We start from the raw sequence: 15146 nt of genomic DNA, 5'->3' as shown, positions 1-15146 counted from the left end.
GAGGGCCGTCCGGGCTTCGGGTCGTGTCACCTCGCGTGCGCGATCTCGTTCGTCGACGCCGGGGGGCGGGGCCTATCGGGGGCGCCTTCGCGTCGGGCGCCGCATCCGTTCCGGCTTCAAGCGGCGAGGGCCTGCGGGGCGGTCGCCTCGTCGGCCTGGCGGGTCCCGCCCGCGAGGGCCTTCGCGGCCTGCGCCTTGGCAGCCAGCGCGAAGGCGATGAAGTGCTCGTCGCTGGCCTGCGCCTCCTGGACGACGCTCAGGGCGATCCGCGCCGCCAGGGGGGTCGGGCCGGAACCGGCGCCGAGGGAGGCGGCAAGCCAACGGGCGATGCCGGCATCGATGTAGCCGGTCGGGCGCTCGCCCCAGACGGCGAAGTCGACGACGAGGGCGGTGAGGAGGTCGCCGAAGGCGGGATCGGCGTCGACGGAGGCGCGGTCGAGGGCGATGAGCATGTCGGCCTCGTCGCGGCAGGCGATGCCGTCGACGAGGATCTCCCCGGCCAGGAGGCGGACGTCCCCGGCGTCGAGGCGACCCTCGGCGACGACACGGTTACAGAAAAGCTGAAGAGAAGCGTTGATCATTGGTTGATGCTCCTGCGGCTCTACTTGGGGCCGCTCGATGTTTCCGTCTGTTTTCGACTATGCAGGACGGCATCGTTCCATCGGTTAACATCGAGATCTGAACGCGCGTTCAGGTTAAAGCGTGCTCACGAAGCAGCCTTTCGAAGATGTGACCGCGAACGGGTGGAGCCGCCGTCGCCGTGGCGGCGGGCGGCTCGCCGGCGCCGCCGCTTTTTCAACATCGTTTGCCTGTCTATCGCGGCGGGATATGGGGTGTTTCGCCGGGTCGGAGTGCTCCGGCCCACCCGCTTCGTTCCAGTAGACCGCGCCCGCGAGACCGTGCCGAATGCCCCCTGCATCCCGCCTGCGCACCGTCCTCATGCGTGCCGTCCTTCCGGGCCTCCTCGCCGCCGCGCCGCTCGGATCCGCGTTCGCGGACAAGATCAAGAACCCGACGGCGGTGTTCTCGGGCCTCGACAAGGTCACCGGCCGGATCGTCTCCTTCGAAGTGGCGGTGGACGAGACCGTGCAGTTCGGCGCCCTGCAGCTGACCCCGCGGGTCTGCTACAGCCGGCCGCCCACCGAGAGCCCCAAGACCACGGCCTTCCTCGAGGTCGACGAGGTGACCCTCGACAACAAGTACCGGCGCATCTTCACGGGCTGGCAGTTCGCCGCGAGCCCGGGCCTGCATGCCATCGAGCACCCGATCTACGACGTCTGGCTCGTCGATTGTAAGGGCGGCACCGACATCATCGCTGAGGCGCGCGAGCAGGAGGACGTGCCGGTCCTGGCCGCCAAGTCCGAAAAGACCAAGCGGCCGACCCGCCGCGACGACCCGACCCGCACCGCCCAGCAGGTCAACCCGCGGGGCCAGGTCGACGTCGAGGGCCCCCGCGGCGTGCCGGTACAGCCGCGCCAGAAGCCATCGCGAAAATTCTTCCCCAACAACGAGGGGCCCGCCCCGGCGCCACCGCCGCAGCAGCCCCAGTCGATCTTCGATTCCCTGTTCCGGTAGGAGCTCCCATGCCCGAGGCGGCGACGATCCTTGCCTTCGCGGCGGTCTCCCTCGGCATGGTCCTGACGCCGGGACCGAACATGGCCTACCTCGTCTCGCGTTCGATCTGCCAGGGCCGCCTCGCGGGGTTGGTCTCCCTGGCCGGCGTCGCCTGCGGTTTCGTGGTCTACATGCTGTGCGCGGCCTTCGGGATCACCGCCCTCGTTCTGGCGGTCCCCTATGCCTACGACGGCCTGCGCCTGGCGGGCGCGCTCTACCTCGGCTGGCTGGCCTGGTCGGCCCTTCGCCCCGGCGGGCGCTCGCCCTTCGCGATCAGGGACCTGCCCGCCGACAGCAGGACGAAGCTCTTCACGATGGGCTTCGTCACGAACCTGCTCAACCCCAAGATCGCCATGCTCTATCTCGCGCTGCTGCCGCAGTTCGTGACATCGGAGCACGGCCATATCCTGTCGCAGACGCTCGTGCTGGGTACGGTGCAGATCGTCGTCAGCGTCGGCGTGAACGCGATGATCGCGCTGGCGGCGGGGTCGATCGCCGGTTTCCTCGCCACCCGGCCGGGATGGCTGAACGTCCAACGCTGGCTGATGGGCGGTGTCCTCGGAGGCCTCAGCCTGCGGATGGCGTTCGACACCGGTCGCTGAGCGGGCCTGTCATCCTTCGAGGGCGGCAAGCACCTGCGCGCCGCGGCTCGGCTCGCCGACCGGCCAGACGTCCCAGGCGGCCGGCATGACGATCGCCTCGGCGAGACGACGCTTGTAGACGTGGCGCGGCACCTCCGTCACGCCGAACTGCAGCAGGTGGTCGGTGACGAACTGGGTGTCGGCGAGGCGGTAGCCCCCGGCCCTGAGGCGGGCCACGAGGTGGACGAGGGCGACCTTCGAGGCGTCGCGCTCCACGTGGAACATGCTCTCCCCGAAGAAAGCGGCGCCCAGCGACACGCCGTAGAGCCCGCCGACGAGGCGACCCTCGGCATAGACCTCGACGGTGTGGGCATGGCCCTGATCGAACAGCGCGCCGTAGAGGTCGCGGATGCGGCCGTTGATCCAGGTGCGCTCCGCATCGCGCCGGGGTGCCGCGCAGCCCGCGATCACACCCTCGAAGTCGCGGTCGACCCGGACCTCGAACACGTCGCTGCGCACCGTGCGGGCGAGGCGCCGGCCCACATGGAAACCGTCGAGGGGCAGGACCCCCCGCGCACGCGGCTCGACCCAGTAGATGGCCGGGTCGTCGGCGTCCTCCGCCATCGGGAAGATGCCGGCCGCGTAGGCCTTGAGCAGGATTTCGGGCGTGATCTCCACGCGGTCGCCATCGTCCGAAGGTCGGTCGTGCATCGTCCGATCCTGCCCCGGCCTCGGCCGGATGGCCAGTGCCGGCACTGGCCGCCACATGCGAAAACGGCGGGGCTCTCGCCCCGCCGCCGCTTCACATCGTTCTCGCAAGACTTAGAACTGGGGGCCGCCCGAAGTGGTTCCGAGGTTCGGCACGGCCCGGTTGATCTGCTCGGCGTTGCCGCCCTTGGCCGAATCCTCGACGATCGCCTCGCTGTTGGAGCGGTAGGGTCCGTCGATCACGGTGCCGGTGGCGTCGGGATCGACGAGGACCGGGCGGTCGGCGTTGCGGTAGACGCCGTAGGTCGAGGGGTTGTCGATGGGGCCGCGCGTGGTCTGCCCGGCCTGCGGGACAGCGCGCTCGGGCTGGCCGACGTTGCCGGACGGCGACTGCGCCAGGGCGGCGGTGGCGCTCAGGGTCGCGGCGACGAGGGCGAGAGTGATGGTACGCATGGTGGGTGTGACGTCCTTTAGAAAATGATCGTGCCGTCCGACCGGCATCGGTGCCGTCGGCATGGGGTGAGAAGTCGGCTCCTCCCGCCGCGTTCCCGTCGATCCTTCGTCGGCAATCCGTCGCACCCGACGGGTCTTGCGAACGCGGGATCGTCACCCGGTGTGCGATGCACCATCGCGCCGAGGCCGAAATGCCGAGACAAATCGGCTGCCCGTGCCCTCGCGAGGCGAGCAAACGTGCAAAGAGGGCTTCGCGACCGATCGATGGTGCACAATCTTGATGTGCGCTCGCGCACCAACCGTGGCTGGTGCCGGCCGTTGCACCGGGCTTCGGCGGCCTATTCGAGATCCTGAAGGCACCGTGCGGCGATCAGCGAAGCGGCGGTGCGGTTCTCCACCCCGAGCTTGGCGTAGATCCCTTCCAGGTGCTTGGTCACGGTGCGCGGGCTCAATCCCAGGATCTCGCCGATATCGCGGCTCGCCTTGCCGCGCGAGAGCCAGAGCAGCACCTCCGCCTCCCGGTTGGTGATCGGCAGGCGGCGGCTCAGGCGCTCCAGGCCGGCGGCGGTGCCGTCGCGCGTCAGCCGCAGCAGGATCTCGGCCCCGGTGCTGCCGATGAAGCTCAAGGAATGGGTGGCGCCGGCCCGGTCATGGAGCGCGAACGAGCCGGCCTTGCCCCCCGACAGGCAGCCGGTGAGCCAGGCCCGGGCGGCGGCGGAAAGGCCGAGGGGCCCGGCTTCGGGCGCGATCTCGGCGAGCAGTCGGGCCGCCTGGGGAGTCGACCACAGCACGGCTCCGGCCGGGTCGACGGCGAACAGCGTCCGGCCGGTGGTGTCGAGGGCGGCCCGCGCCGATTGGGCGGAGCGGGCACCGGCCAGATGCACCCGGATGCGGGCCAGGATCTCGTCGGGGGCGATGGGCTTGGTCACGTAGTCGACGCCGCCGGCGTCGAGCCCCTTCACGATGTGTTCGGTCTCCGACAGGCCGGTCATGAAGATCACCGGCACATGGGCGAGGTGGCGCTTGGCCTTGAGCCGGCGGCAGGTCTCGAACCCGTCCATGCCGGGCATCACCGCATCGAGCAGGATGACGTCGGGGGTGATCTCGTCGACGAGGGCCAGGGCGAGGTCGCCGGCCACCGCCACCAGCACGGTGGCGCCCGACCGCTCGATCGCCTCGGTGAGGAAGCTCAGGGTCTCGGGCGAGTCGTCGACCACGAGGACGATGTCGCGCTGCGGCTCAGCCATCGCGGGCGAGCCCTTCGAGCACGCTCATGTAGCGGCGCAGGTCGTAGGCGGCGACGAGGCCGCGCATCCGCGCCACGAAGGCGGTCGGCGCCGCCTCCTCGGCCGCGATCTGGTCGAGCTTGGCCTCGATGCCGCGAATATGCCCGATGCGCCCGAGCCGGAGGAGGTCGGCGACGTGCTCGCGCCGGGGCGCCGCTTCGGAAAGCGGGACGGCCGCGGCCGGCGTCTCGGGTGCCTGGGGCCGGTCGAGGCCGAGCAGGACGCAGACCCGCTCGACGAAGTCCCGCAGGTCGAAGGGTTTGGCGATGATGTCGTCGTGGGGAGCGTCGTCGCCCCGGTTCGGGGCGATCTCGTGGACGTTGGCCGACATCATCGCGATGCGGGCGGTGTGGCCCGTCTCGCGCAGGGTGCGCGCCAGCGCCCAGCCGCTCATGCCCGGCATCGCGATGTCGAGGAGGAACAGGTCGGGCCGGTGCGAGGCGGAAAGGCGCAGGCAGGCCGGGCCGTCGGCGGCGTCGATCACGGTGAGGCCCAAGGGTTCGAGGATCTCGTGCATGAGCCCGCGATGGGCGGCATCGTCGTCCACCACCATCACCATGCGCCCGCCCCCCACCGAGCCGCGCGCGCGGGTGGCCTGGACCGGCCCCACGGCGGGACGCGAGACCGAGCCGAGCATCAGGCGCACCCGCGCCTGGGTGCCCTGCCCGACCGTGCTCGCGATGGTGATCTCGCCGCCCATCACCTGCGCCAGCAGATGCGCGATGGTGAGCCCGAGGCCGGTCCCCGGCGTCGCCCGTGCCGCCGGGGTCGAGCCGCGCTCGAACGGCTCGAAGATCCGCTGCAGGTCCGCCTCGGGGATGCCGAGCCCGGTGTCGCGGATCGTGAACACCGCGACCTCGTTGCGGTAGCTCAGATCGAGGACGACCTCGCCGGTGGCCGTGAACTTGATGGCGTTGGAGAGGAGGTTGAGCAGGATCTGGCGCAGGCGCTTCTCGTCGGTGGCCACCACCGCGGGCAGGTTGGCGGGTCGCGTGAAGCGGAAGGCGAGGCCGGCTTCGCTCGCCTGGAGGCTGATCATGTCGACGATCTGGTCGAGGAAATCGGACAGCCGGATCTCGTTGCGGTGGACCTGCAGCCGCCCGGCCTCCATCCGCGAGATGTCGAGGAGGCCGTCGATGAGCCCCGAGAGATGCTGCGCGCTGCGGCGGATGACGCGGATGCCGTTCTGGCGCGAGGCCGGGATCTCGGGGTCGCCCTCGATGAGCTGGGCATAGCCGAGCACGGCGTTGAGCGGCGTGCGCAACTCGTGGCTGATGCCGACCACGTAGCGGCTCTTCGCGAGATTGGCGGCCTCGGCGATCTCCTTGGCCTCCTGCAGCTTGGCGTCGGTGACCTTGTGGGCCTCGATCTCGGATTCGTACAGGGCGGTCTGGCGGGCGGTCTCGCCCTGTGCCACCCGGCGGCTCTCCTGGGCCAGCACGAACAGCCAGGCCACCACCCCGAGGATGACGACGAGGATCAGGAACACGCTGGTCAGGGCCGTCGCCAGGGCCTCGCGGTGCTGGGGGTTCTCGGCCGCCGCCCCGGCGTGGACGATGCCGAGGATCAGCGCGATCACCGCCACCAGGGTCGCCATCAGCGCGAGGTAGCGCCCGAGCGGCGCCCCGATCCAGGCCGCGGTGCGGCTCGGCAGCACCGTCGCCAGGGCCGCCTGGGCCTGGGCGTCGAGGCGGCCGTGCGGCTTGCACAGGTCGCCGCAGCGCGCGTCCAGCGAACAGCACAGCGAGCAGATCGCGCCGCCGTAGGCCGGGCAATGGGCCATGTCCTCGGTGTCGAAGGGATGGTCGCAGACCTGGCAGGTGATGGTCGAGGCGCCGCCCCAGTCGGTCTTCGCGCTGCGCGCCAGGTAGTAGCGCCCGCCCGTGGCGTAGGCGATCAGCGGCGCGCCGGCGAAGGCGGTGGCGAGCGCCAGGACCGGCGCGAACGGCTGCGGCCCCTCCCCCATCCACCCGGCATAGGCCGCGCAACCGGCGAGGATCGCGGCGGCCATCGCCCCGGTCCCGACCGGGTTGATCGCGTAGAGGTGGGCGCGCTTGAACTCGATGCCCGGCGGCGACAGGCCGAGCGGCTTGTTGACGGCGAGATCCGCCGAGAGCGCGCCGACCCAGGCCGAGACGACGACGGCGTAGAGCGAGAGCGTGCTGGCGATGGTCTTGTCGATGCCGAGCTCCATCAGGAGGAGCGCGATGGCGACGTTGAAGACCAGCCACACCACCCGCCCCGGATGCGAATGGGTGAGCCGGGAGAAGAAGTTCGACCACGCGATGGAGCCGGCGTAGGCGTTGGTCACGTTGATCTTGAGCTGCGAGATGACGACGAACAGCGCCATCAGCGCCACCGCCGCCTCTCGCGAGGGCACCACGTAGCCGAAGGCGATGGCGTACATCCGGGTCGGGTCGCTCGCCTGCTCGGCCGGCACGCCGTGGCCGAGGGCGAGCACGGCGAGGAACGACCCGAGCAGGATCTTGAGCATGCCGGGCAGGATCCAGCCGGCCCCGGCGCCGAGCACCGCCGCCCACCAGCGCCCGCGATGCGCCGCCGTCCGTTCGGGCACGAACCGCAGGAAGTCGACCTGTTCGCCCACCTGCGCCAGCAGGGCGAGGAGGATGCCCACGGCAAAGCCGAAGGCGGCCGGATCGAAACCGTCGGCCCGGCCGGAGGTGCCGGCATAGCCGGTCCAGGCCTCGAACGAGCCGCCGCCCTTGGCCGCGATGAAGGCGAGGGGCAGCAGGTTGAGGACGATCCAGATCGGCTGCGTCCAGATCTGGAAGCGGCTGATCAGGCTGATCCCGTAGATCACCAGCGGGATCGCGGCGAGCGCGCTGACGACGTATCCGATCGACAGCGGCAGGCCGAAGGCGAGATTGAGCGCCAGCGCCATGATCGACGCCTCGATGGCGAAGAACAGGAACGTGAAGCTCGCGTAGATCAGCGAGGTGATGGTGGAGCCGATGTAGCCGAAGCCCGCCCCGCGGGTCAGCAGGTCGATGTCGACTCCGAAGCGGGCGGCATAGACGCTGATGGGGGCGGCCGTGGCGAAGATCACGAGGCCGGCGACGAGGACGGCCGCCACGGTGTTGGTGAAGCCCGTGGCCAGCACCAGGGTGCCGCCGATCGCCTCCAGCGCCAGGAACGAGAGCGAGCCCAGCGCCGTCTGCGCCACCTGGAACCCCGACCAGCGCCGCGCCGACTTGGCGGTGAAGCGGAGCGCATAGTCCTCCAGCGTCTCGTCGGCGACGAAGCGGTTGTAGTCGCGGCGGATGGGGACGATGCGCTGCCGGGCGGTCATGGGGTCGGCTTCATTGCGCCGGGAAAGAAATCCAGCGCCGCGATAAAAATCGAGCCTGGTCGGTTCACGTGATGTCCCCTCCTGAGCAAGGATCGTGCACGCGGCCTATCGCAGCCGTCGATCCGGTCAGGTCAACCAATCCTCGATCTTCAGATCTCGGACACGCTCGAATTCGCGCCTGTTGTTGGTGACGAGCACGAGGTCCAGCGATAGGCATTGCGCTGCGATCAGGAGATCGTTCGCGCCGATCATCAGGCCTCGCCGTTCGAGATCCGACCAGATATCGCCATAGGTCTTCGCGGCCGGCGGCTCGAAAGCGAGAACCGGTAGCGCGCCGAGGATGCGCTCGGCCGATTCGGCGAGCTTGATGGATGCGCGTTTGGCGACCCCGTAGCGAATCTCCGCCGCCACGATGACGCTCGTGCACACCCGATCGTCACCGGCCTGTGCGATCCGCCTCAGGACGGGGCTCTGTCCACGATCGTTGATCAGGCTGGACATGATGTTGGTGTCCAGCAGGAACCGGCTCACAGATCGACCCGATCGACCTCGAGATCCGCGATGACATCGAGCCGATCCTCGGCATCGAGCGGAGCGAGGCCGGACAAAGCGGCGGACAACGAAACGTCGTCGAAAGGCTCGATGAAGAGCCGTCCTCCTTCCCGACGCAGCATGGCCCGCTTCCCGGGAAGCTCGAATTCGCGCGGGATGCGAAGGGCCTGACTCCGGCCGTTGCGGAAAAGGCTGACGATACGTTCCATGGTCGGAGCATATGGCCTATGCCGCGACCTATGTCACCTCCCGCAGGCCCCGCTCGCGGAAGCGACCTACGCAAAACAGCGTATATGCTGCGGCGCGTCATGCGGCCTAGCCTTTGCTTCGTCGGGTCGCGGCCAGTGTCACGAGCCGCGCGCTGAACGAAGAGGGGTCGAGGTCACGATGGCAGACGAGACGAACACCGGTTTGCAATCGGCGCTGCGGCGCAGGCTCCTGATGGGTCTGGCCGGCGCTCCGGCCCTGGCCCTGCTGCCGCGACTGGCGTTCGCCGCCGGCCCGCCGACCGCGATGGTCAACACCAGCGGCCTCGCGGTCACCGACACGGAAGTGACGGTGGGCATCCTGCACTCGGCCACCGGCACCATGGCGATCTCCGAGACCGGCTCGATCCAGGCCGAGAAGCTCGCCATCGAGGAGATCAACGCCGCCGGCGGCGTGCTCGGCCGCAAGATCAAGATCATCCAGGAGGACGGCGCCTCCGACTGGCCGACCTTCGCCGAGAAGGCCAAGAAGCTCCTCGTCAACGACCATTGCGCCGCCGTGATGGGTTGCTGGACCTCGGCCTCGCGCAAGGCTGCGCTGCCGGTGTTCGAGCAGTACAACGGCCTCCTGTACTATCCGACCTTCTACGAGGGCCTGGAGCAGTCCAAGAACGTCATCTACACCGGCCAGGAGGCGACGCAGCAGATCCTCGCCTCGCTCAACTGGGTCGCCAAGGAGAAGGGCGCCAAGACGTTCTTCTTCATCGGCTCGGACTACATCTGGCCGCGGACCTCGAACAAGATCGCCCGCAAGCACATCGAGAACGTGCTCAAGACCAAGGTCGTCGGCGAGGAATATTTCCCGCTCGGTCATACCCAGTTCAATTCGGTCATCAACAAGCTCAAGCTGACCAAGCCCGACGTGATCTTCACCGACGTCGTCGGTGGCTCCAACGTGGCGTTCTACAAGCAGCTCAAGGCGGCCGGCATCGACCTCTCGAAGCAGACCCTGCTGACCATCTCGGTGACCGAGGACGAGATCGACGGCATCGGCGGCGAGAACATCGCCGGCGCCTATTCGTGCATGAAGTACTTCCAGTCGCTCAAGAACCCGAACAACGAGAAGTTCGTCGCCGCCTTCAAGAAGATGTGGGGCGAGAAGACCGTGATCGGCGACGTCACCCAGGCGGCCTACCTCGGGCCCTACCTGTGGAAGATGACCTGCGAGAAGGCCAACTCCTTCGACGTCGACAAGCTCGCCGTGGCCTCGGCCGACATCGAGTTCAAGGAAGCGCCGGAAGGCTACGTCAAGATCCACCCCAACCATCACCTGTGGTCGAAGACCCGCGTCGCCAGGGCCCTGCCCAGCGGCCAGTTCGAGGTCGTCTACGAAAGCCCCGACCTCATCGAGCCCAACCCCTTCCCCAAGGGCTACCAGTAGTCGGCGCGCGATTTGCAACGGCCGGCGGGCCCCGTAGGGCTCGCCGGCCTCGATCCGACCCTTGGCCTCATCCCGAAGTCCCCGCGGAGCGGGGCTCGAAGGAGGGTTCGGGAGACGATCGCGCGTGCCGGAGGTCTCCCTCGAGGCCTCCGCTTCGCTCTGGCGCCTCGGGCTGAGGCAGCGGTCGGGGCAGACGACAAAGACAATCCGCGCCGGCTAGATGAATCGGAGATCGGGCGATGTTCGGTGATTACTCACTCGCGGACCTGAGCGCGATCTTCGCGATGCAGGGCTTTGCCGGCCTGATCCTGTTCTCGGTCTACCTGCTGATGGCGCTCGGGCTCGCGATCATCTTCGGGCAGATGGGCGTCATCAACATGGCGCACGGCGAGTTCATGATTCTGGGTGCCTACGTCACCTACCTCTGCTCGACCTTCTTCCAGACCTACCTGCCCGGCCTGTTCGCCGCCTACTTCTTCGTGGCGATGGCGCTCGCCTTCCTCGCCTCCGGGGCGCTGGGGATGCTGGTGGAGTGGAGCCTGATCCGCCACCTCTACAAGCGTCCGCTCGATACCCTGCTCGCCACCTGGGGCCTGTCGCTGATCCTGCAGCAGACCTACCGCACGGTGTTCGGGGCCCGCGAGGTCGGCGTGGAACTGCCGTCCTGGCTGATCGGCTCGGTGCAGGTCACCGACACCATCGAGGTGCCGATCAACGGCATCTTCGTCATGGCCGTCACCACCCTCATCACGCTCGGCGTCGCGGCCCTGATGTACCGCTCGCGCTTCGGCGCCCAGGTCCGCGCCGTGGTGCAGAACCGGGCCATGGCCGGCGCGGTGGGCATCGACACCGAGAAGGTCGATCGCCTCACCTTCGGCCTGGGCTGCGGCATCGCCGGCATCGCCGGCTCCGCCTTCACCATGGTGGGGTCCACCGGGCCGACATCGGGCCAGCTCTACATCGTCGACACCTTCCTCATCGTCGTGTTCGGGGGGGCTGCGAGCCTGCTCGGCACCATCGCCTCGGCGTTCTCGATCTCGCAGACCCAGTCGACGCTGGAGTTCTTCCTGTCCGGCTCCACCGCCAAGGTCATCACGCTGCTCGCCGTCGTCGGCATCCTGATGCTGCGGCCGCAGGGCCTCTTCACCCTCAAGGTCCGGCGCTGAGGAGGCGAGGATGGAGCACACACCGATGGCACACCGATCCGCCGCCGCCGAGAGCGTCCACGACAACCCGTTCATGAAGCCGATGGAGTGGGTGAGCCTGGCACTGCTCGCCGCGGTGATCCTCGTCGTCCTGCCGATGCTGCTCGACGCCTTCCGGCTCAACCTCGTTGGCAAGTACCTCACCTACGCCTTCGTGGCGCTCGGCCTCGTCATCTGCTGGGGCTTCGGCGGCATCCTCTCGCTCGGCCAGGGCTGCTTCTTCGGTCTGGGCGGCTACTGCATGGCCATGTACCTCAAGCTCGAGGCATCCAGCGTCGAGAACACCAAGATCCAGTCGACGCCGGGCATCCCCGACTTCATGGACTGGAACCAGATCACCGAGCTCCCCTGGATCTGGAAGCCGTTCCAGAGCCTGCCCCTCACCCTCTTCCTGGTGGTGGCGCTGCCCGCGTTCTTCGCCTTCGTGATCGGCACGGCGATGTTCCGGCGCCGGGTCGGCGGCACCTATTTCGCCATCATCACCCAGGCCATCGCGGCGATCCTCACCATCCTGATCGTCGGCCAGCAGGGCTACACCGGCGGCATCAACGGCATCACCGACCTGCGCACCCTCAACGGCTGGGACATCCGCACCGACAGCGCCCACAACATCCTCTACTTCGTCAACGGCGGGCTGCTGATCGGCTGCATCCTGTTCGCGCAATACGTGAAGAAATCGAAGCTCGGGCGCATCCTCGTCGCCATGCGCGACAAGGAGGACCGGGTCCGGTTCTCCGGCTACCAGGTCGCCAGCTTCAAGACCTTCGCGTTCTGCATGGCCGCCGTGTTCGCCGCCATCGGGGGGGCGATGTTCACCCTCCAGGTCGGGTTCATGTCGCCCTCCTTCGTGGGCATCGTGCCCTCCATCGAGATGGTCATCTACGCCGCCGTGGGCGGGCGCCTGTCGCTGTTCGGCGCAGTCTGGGGCACGCTGCTCGTCAACTGGGCCAAGACCAGCTTCTCCGAGAGCTTCCCCGAGCTCTGGCTGTTCGGCCTGGGCGCCCTGTTCATCGCCGTGGTCCTGGCCTTCCCCAACGGTCTGGCGGGCATCTACCGCACCTACGTCGAACCGCGCCTCACCCGGAAGGTGAAGGCCCTCGCGCCGGCCGAGGCCCGTGCCCTGCCCCACGGCACCCCGGCCGAATAGGAGCCCCCGTCCATGAACGCCGCCATGCTGCATGCGCCCCTCATCGGCGAGAGCCCGGACGCCCCGAAGTTTCTCCTCGCGGTGGAATCCCTCACCGTGTCCTTCGACGGGTTCAAGGCGGTCAACGACGTCTCGTTCTACGTCGATCCCAACGAGATCCGGGTGATCATCGGTCCCAACGGTGCCGGCAAGACCACGGTGCTCGACCTGATCTGCGGGCGCACCAAGGCCAGCACCGGCTCGATCAAGTACAAGGGCCAGGAACTCACCAAGCTCTCCGAGAGCGCCATCGTCCAGGCCGGGGTCGGCCGCAAGTTCCAGACCCCGTCGATCTACGACGACCTCTCGGTGTTCGAGAACCTGGAGATCTCGTTCCCGCGCGGGCGTTCGGTGTTCGGGGCGCTCACCTTCAAGCGCGACGCCGAGGTCCGCGACCGCATCGAGGAGGTCGCGAGCATGATCTTCCTCAAGGACCAGCTCACCGAGCGGGCCGAGTTCCTCAGCCACGGCCAGAAGCAATGGCTCGAGATCGGCATGCTGCTGATCCAGGACCCCGAACTCCTGATGCTCGACGAGCCGGTGGCCGGCATGAGCGTCGGCGAGCGCATCAAGACCGCCGAGCTCCTCAACCAGATCATCGTCGGGCGCTCGGTGCTGGTGATCGAGCACGACATGAAGTTCGTCGAGGACATCGCCCATCGGGTCACCGTGCTCCACCAGGGCAAGGTGCTGTCGGAGGGGTCGATGGAGCGGGTCAAGAACGACCCCAAGGTCATCGAAGTCTATCTCGGCCACTGAAGGATTTTTTCGCGATGCTTCAGACCGCTCCTCGTCCCGCGCAGGCCGCTCCGGTGCCGCCGTCCCTCGCCGCCGGCGTCACGCCGATGCTATCGGTGGAAAACCTCCACTCGGCCTACGGCCAGAGCGAGGTCCTGCACGGGCTCGATTTCTCGGTGGCGCCCGGCGAGATCGTCGCCGTGATGGGCCGCAACGGCATGGGCAAGACCACGCTCATGAAGACGCTGATGGGCATCGTACCGGTGAAGTCCGGTGCGATCCGGGTCGCGGGCGAGGACGTCTCCACCCTCAAGAGCCACCAGCGGGTGGCCAAGGGCCTCGCCTACGTGCCGCAGGGGCGGATGATCTTCTCGACCATGACGGTGCAGGAGAACATCGAGACAGGCCTCACCGTCACCAACGAGCGCAAGGTGCCGCAGGACCTCTACGCGATGTTCCCGGTGCTGCTGGAGATGAAGGGCCGGCGCGGCGGCAACCTCTCGGGCGGCCAGCAGCAGCAGCTCGCCATCGCCCGCGCCCTGGCGAGCCGGCCCAAGGTGTTGCTCCTCGACGAGCCGACCGAGGGTATCCAACCCTCGATCATCCGCGAGATGGGGCGGACGTTGCGCAAGATCCGCGACGACCGCGGGCTGTCCATCGTCGTCTCGGAGCAGGTGCTGAGCTTCGCCCTCGACGTCGCCGACCGGGTACTCGTCGTGGAGAACGGCGCCATCGTCCACGAGGCGATGCGGGCCGACGTCGACGAAGCCAAGGTGGCGCGCTTCCTGTCGGTCTGAGGGAAATCCATGAGCGATTACGCGATCTTCGACCTCGGTGATTTCGTTCTCCAGTGCCAGAAGACCCTTCGCGGAGCCAAGCTCGCCTTCAAGACCTTCGGTACGCTCAACGCCGCCAAGGACAACGCCATCGTCTACCCGACATGGTACTCCGGCCAGCACTACGAGAACGAATGGCTGATCGGGCCGGGCAAGGCCCTGGACCCGGAAAAGTATTTCATCATCGTCCCGAACATGTTCGGCAACGGCTTGTCCTCGTCGCCGAGCAACACGCCGCCGCCCTGGAACGGGCCGCGCTTTCCCAACGTCACGGCCTACGACAACGTGCGTGCGCAGCACCGGCTGGTGACCGAGGTGTTCGGCATCGAAAAGCTGGTCCTCGTCACCGGCTGGTCGATGGGCGCGCTCCAGACCTATCATTGGGCGGCGATGTATCCCGACATGGTGCCGCGCATCCTGCCGTTTCAGGGTTCGGCCAAGTGCTCGCGGCATAACTTCGTGTTCCTGGAGGGGGCCAAGGCCGCGCTCCAGGCCGATGCCGCCTTCAAGGACGGATGGTACGAGACGCCGCCGACGCGGGGCCTGCGCGCCTTCGGCCGGGTCTATGCCGGCTGGGGTCTGTCGCAGACCTTCTACCGGATCGAGGCCGACCGGACCCACATGGGTTACGCCTCGCTGGAGGACTTCCTCGTCGGGTTCTGGGAGGGCCTGTTCTACACGCGGGACGCCAACAACCTGCTTGCCATGCTGTGGACATGGCAGAACGGCGACATCAGCGCCAACGAGATCTTCAATGGGGATCTCAAGGCCGCTTTCGGGGCGATCACGGCGGACGCGATCCTGATGCCGGCCTCCACCGACCTCTACTTTCCACCCGCCGACAACGAAATCGAAGCCGCGCTGATGCCGAAGGCGGAGTTGCGCGTGGTCGAGACGTGGTGGGGCCATTTCGCCGGCGGCCCCGGTACGAGCCCCGACGACATCAAGGTCCTGGACGACGCGCTGAAGGAACTGCTCGCGCGCTGACGCCGGACACACGCCGTCCAAGGCCGCCGAGCGGCCTGGATCC

The 15146-nt window shown here is 68.1% G+C and carries 15 protein-coding genes; 8 read left to right on the top strand and 7 right to left on the bottom strand.

All coding sequences use genetic code 11. The annotated features are described in order from the left end of the window. Positions 1 to 116: 116 nt before the first annotated feature. Positions 117 to 581 (bottom strand): hypothetical protein, encoded by a 465-nt coding sequence (locus ASG40_RS16830; protein ID WP_055888324.1) that lies wholly within the window; start codon positions 579 to 581, stop codon positions 117 to 119. A 358-nt stretch (positions 582 to 939) separates the two neighbouring features. Here ASG40_RS16830 and ASG40_RS16825 point away from each other — a divergent pair, with 358 nt between their 5' ends. Together ASG40_RS16825 and ASG40_RS16820 are read left to right on the top strand one after the other, a co-directional pair. Further along, positions 940 to 1575, top strand: coding sequence for a DUF2155 domain-containing protein (locus ASG40_RS16825; RefSeq protein ID WP_200938245.1), 636 nt, complete (start codon positions 940 to 942; stop codon positions 1573 to 1575). 8 nt (positions 1576 to 1583) lie between these two features. Continuing rightward, entirely contained in the window at positions 1584 to 2216 is a 633-nt protein-coding gene (locus ASG40_RS16820; protein ID WP_055888320.1) for a LysE family translocator, read from the top strand. 9 nt (positions 2217 to 2225) lie between these two features. Here the strand turns inward: ASG40_RS16820 and aat are convergent, their stop codons facing one another. From aat to ASG40_RS16790, 6 genes are all read right to left on the bottom strand, one after another. Then, a complete protein-coding gene (gene aat / locus ASG40_RS16815) occupies positions 2226 to 2906 on the bottom strand; it encodes a leucyl/phenylalanyl-tRNA--protein transferase (RefSeq protein ID WP_055888317.1) in 681 nt (226 codons plus the stop codon). Between the two features lie 111 nt (positions 2907 to 3017). Beyond that, the gene (locus ASG40_RS16810; protein WP_156387784.1) at positions 3018 to 3356 is read right to left on the bottom strand and encodes a hypothetical protein; all 339 of its coding nucleotides are present in this window, start codon (positions 3354 to 3356) and stop codon (positions 3018 to 3020) included. A 338-nt stretch (positions 3357 to 3694) separates the two neighbouring features. Further along, positions 3695 to 4603, bottom strand: a complete 909-nt coding sequence (locus tag ASG40_RS16805; protein ID WP_055888315.1) for a response regulator transcription factor — start codon at positions 4601 to 4603, stop codon at positions 3695 to 3697. After that, a complete protein-coding gene (locus ASG40_RS16800; RefSeq protein WP_055888313.1) occupies positions 4596 to 7952 on the bottom strand; it encodes a hybrid sensor histidine kinase/response regulator in 3357 nt (1118 codons plus the stop codon). Before ASG40_RS16800 ends, ASG40_RS16805 begins: the two co-directional genes overlap by 8 nt. A gap of 126 nt (positions 7953 to 8078) precedes the next feature. Next, positions 8079 to 8483: a type II toxin-antitoxin system VapC family toxin gene (locus ASG40_RS16795; RefSeq protein ID WP_055888311.1), complete on the bottom strand. Its 405-nt coding sequence runs from the start codon at positions 8481 to 8483 to the stop codon at positions 8079 to 8081. Continuing rightward, complete coding sequence (locus tag ASG40_RS16790; protein WP_055888309.1) at positions 8480 to 8713, bottom strand: antitoxin; 234 nt, start codon at positions 8711 to 8713, stop codon at positions 8480 to 8482. Before ASG40_RS16790 ends, ASG40_RS16795 begins: the two co-directional genes overlap by 4 nt. Positions 8714 to 8891: 178 nt before the next feature. On the opposite strand from ASG40_RS16790, the gene urtA reads away from it, so the two are divergent. The 6 genes from urtA to ASG40_RS16760 all read left to right on the top strand — a co-directional run bounded on the left by urtA (position 8892) and on the right by ASG40_RS16760 (position 15103). Then, positions 8892 to 10151, top strand: a complete 1260-nt coding sequence (urtA, locus tag ASG40_RS16785) for an urea ABC transporter substrate-binding protein (protein ID WP_055888307.1) — start codon at positions 8892 to 8894, stop codon at positions 10149 to 10151. Positions 10152 to 10390: 239 nt separating this feature from the next. Then, positions 10391 to 11317 carry an urea ABC transporter permease subunit UrtB gene (gene urtB / locus ASG40_RS16780; protein WP_055888305.1) on the top strand — a complete coding sequence of 309 codons (927 nt, stop codon included), beginning with the start codon at positions 10391 to 10393 and terminating at the stop codon, positions 11315 to 11317. 25 nt (positions 11318 to 11342) lie between these two features. Further along, the gene (urtC, locus tag ASG40_RS16775; protein ID WP_055888304.1) at positions 11343 to 12503 is read left to right on the top strand and encodes an urea ABC transporter permease subunit UrtC; all 1161 of its coding nucleotides are present in this window, start codon (positions 11343 to 11345) and stop codon (positions 12501 to 12503) included. Between the two features lie 12 nt (positions 12504 to 12515). Next, on the top strand, positions 12516 to 13301 hold the full coding sequence (gene urtD, locus ASG40_RS16770) for an urea ABC transporter ATP-binding protein UrtD (protein WP_055888303.1): 786 nt from the start codon (positions 12516 to 12518) through the stop codon (positions 13299 to 13301). 14 nt (positions 13302 to 13315) lie between these two features. Beyond that, complete coding sequence (gene urtE / locus ASG40_RS16765; protein ID WP_055888302.1) at positions 13316 to 14077, top strand: urea ABC transporter ATP-binding subunit UrtE; 762 nt, start codon at positions 13316 to 13318, stop codon at positions 14075 to 14077. Positions 14078 to 14086: 9 nt separating this feature from the next. Then, positions 14087 to 15103: an alpha/beta fold hydrolase gene (locus ASG40_RS16760; protein WP_055888300.1), complete on the top strand. Its 1017-nt coding sequence runs from the start codon at positions 14087 to 14089 to the stop codon at positions 15101 to 15103. The last annotated feature ends 43 nt before the right edge of the window (positions 15104 to 15146 follow it).

The sequence above is a fragment of the Methylobacterium sp. Leaf399 genome, from assembly GCF_001424525.1.
Lineage (GTDB): Bacteria > Pseudomonadota > Alphaproteobacteria > Rhizobiales > Beijerinckiaceae > Methylobacterium.
Note: the sequence above shows the minus strand (reverse complement) of the source record. Positions and strands in the feature narration are given on the sequence as shown.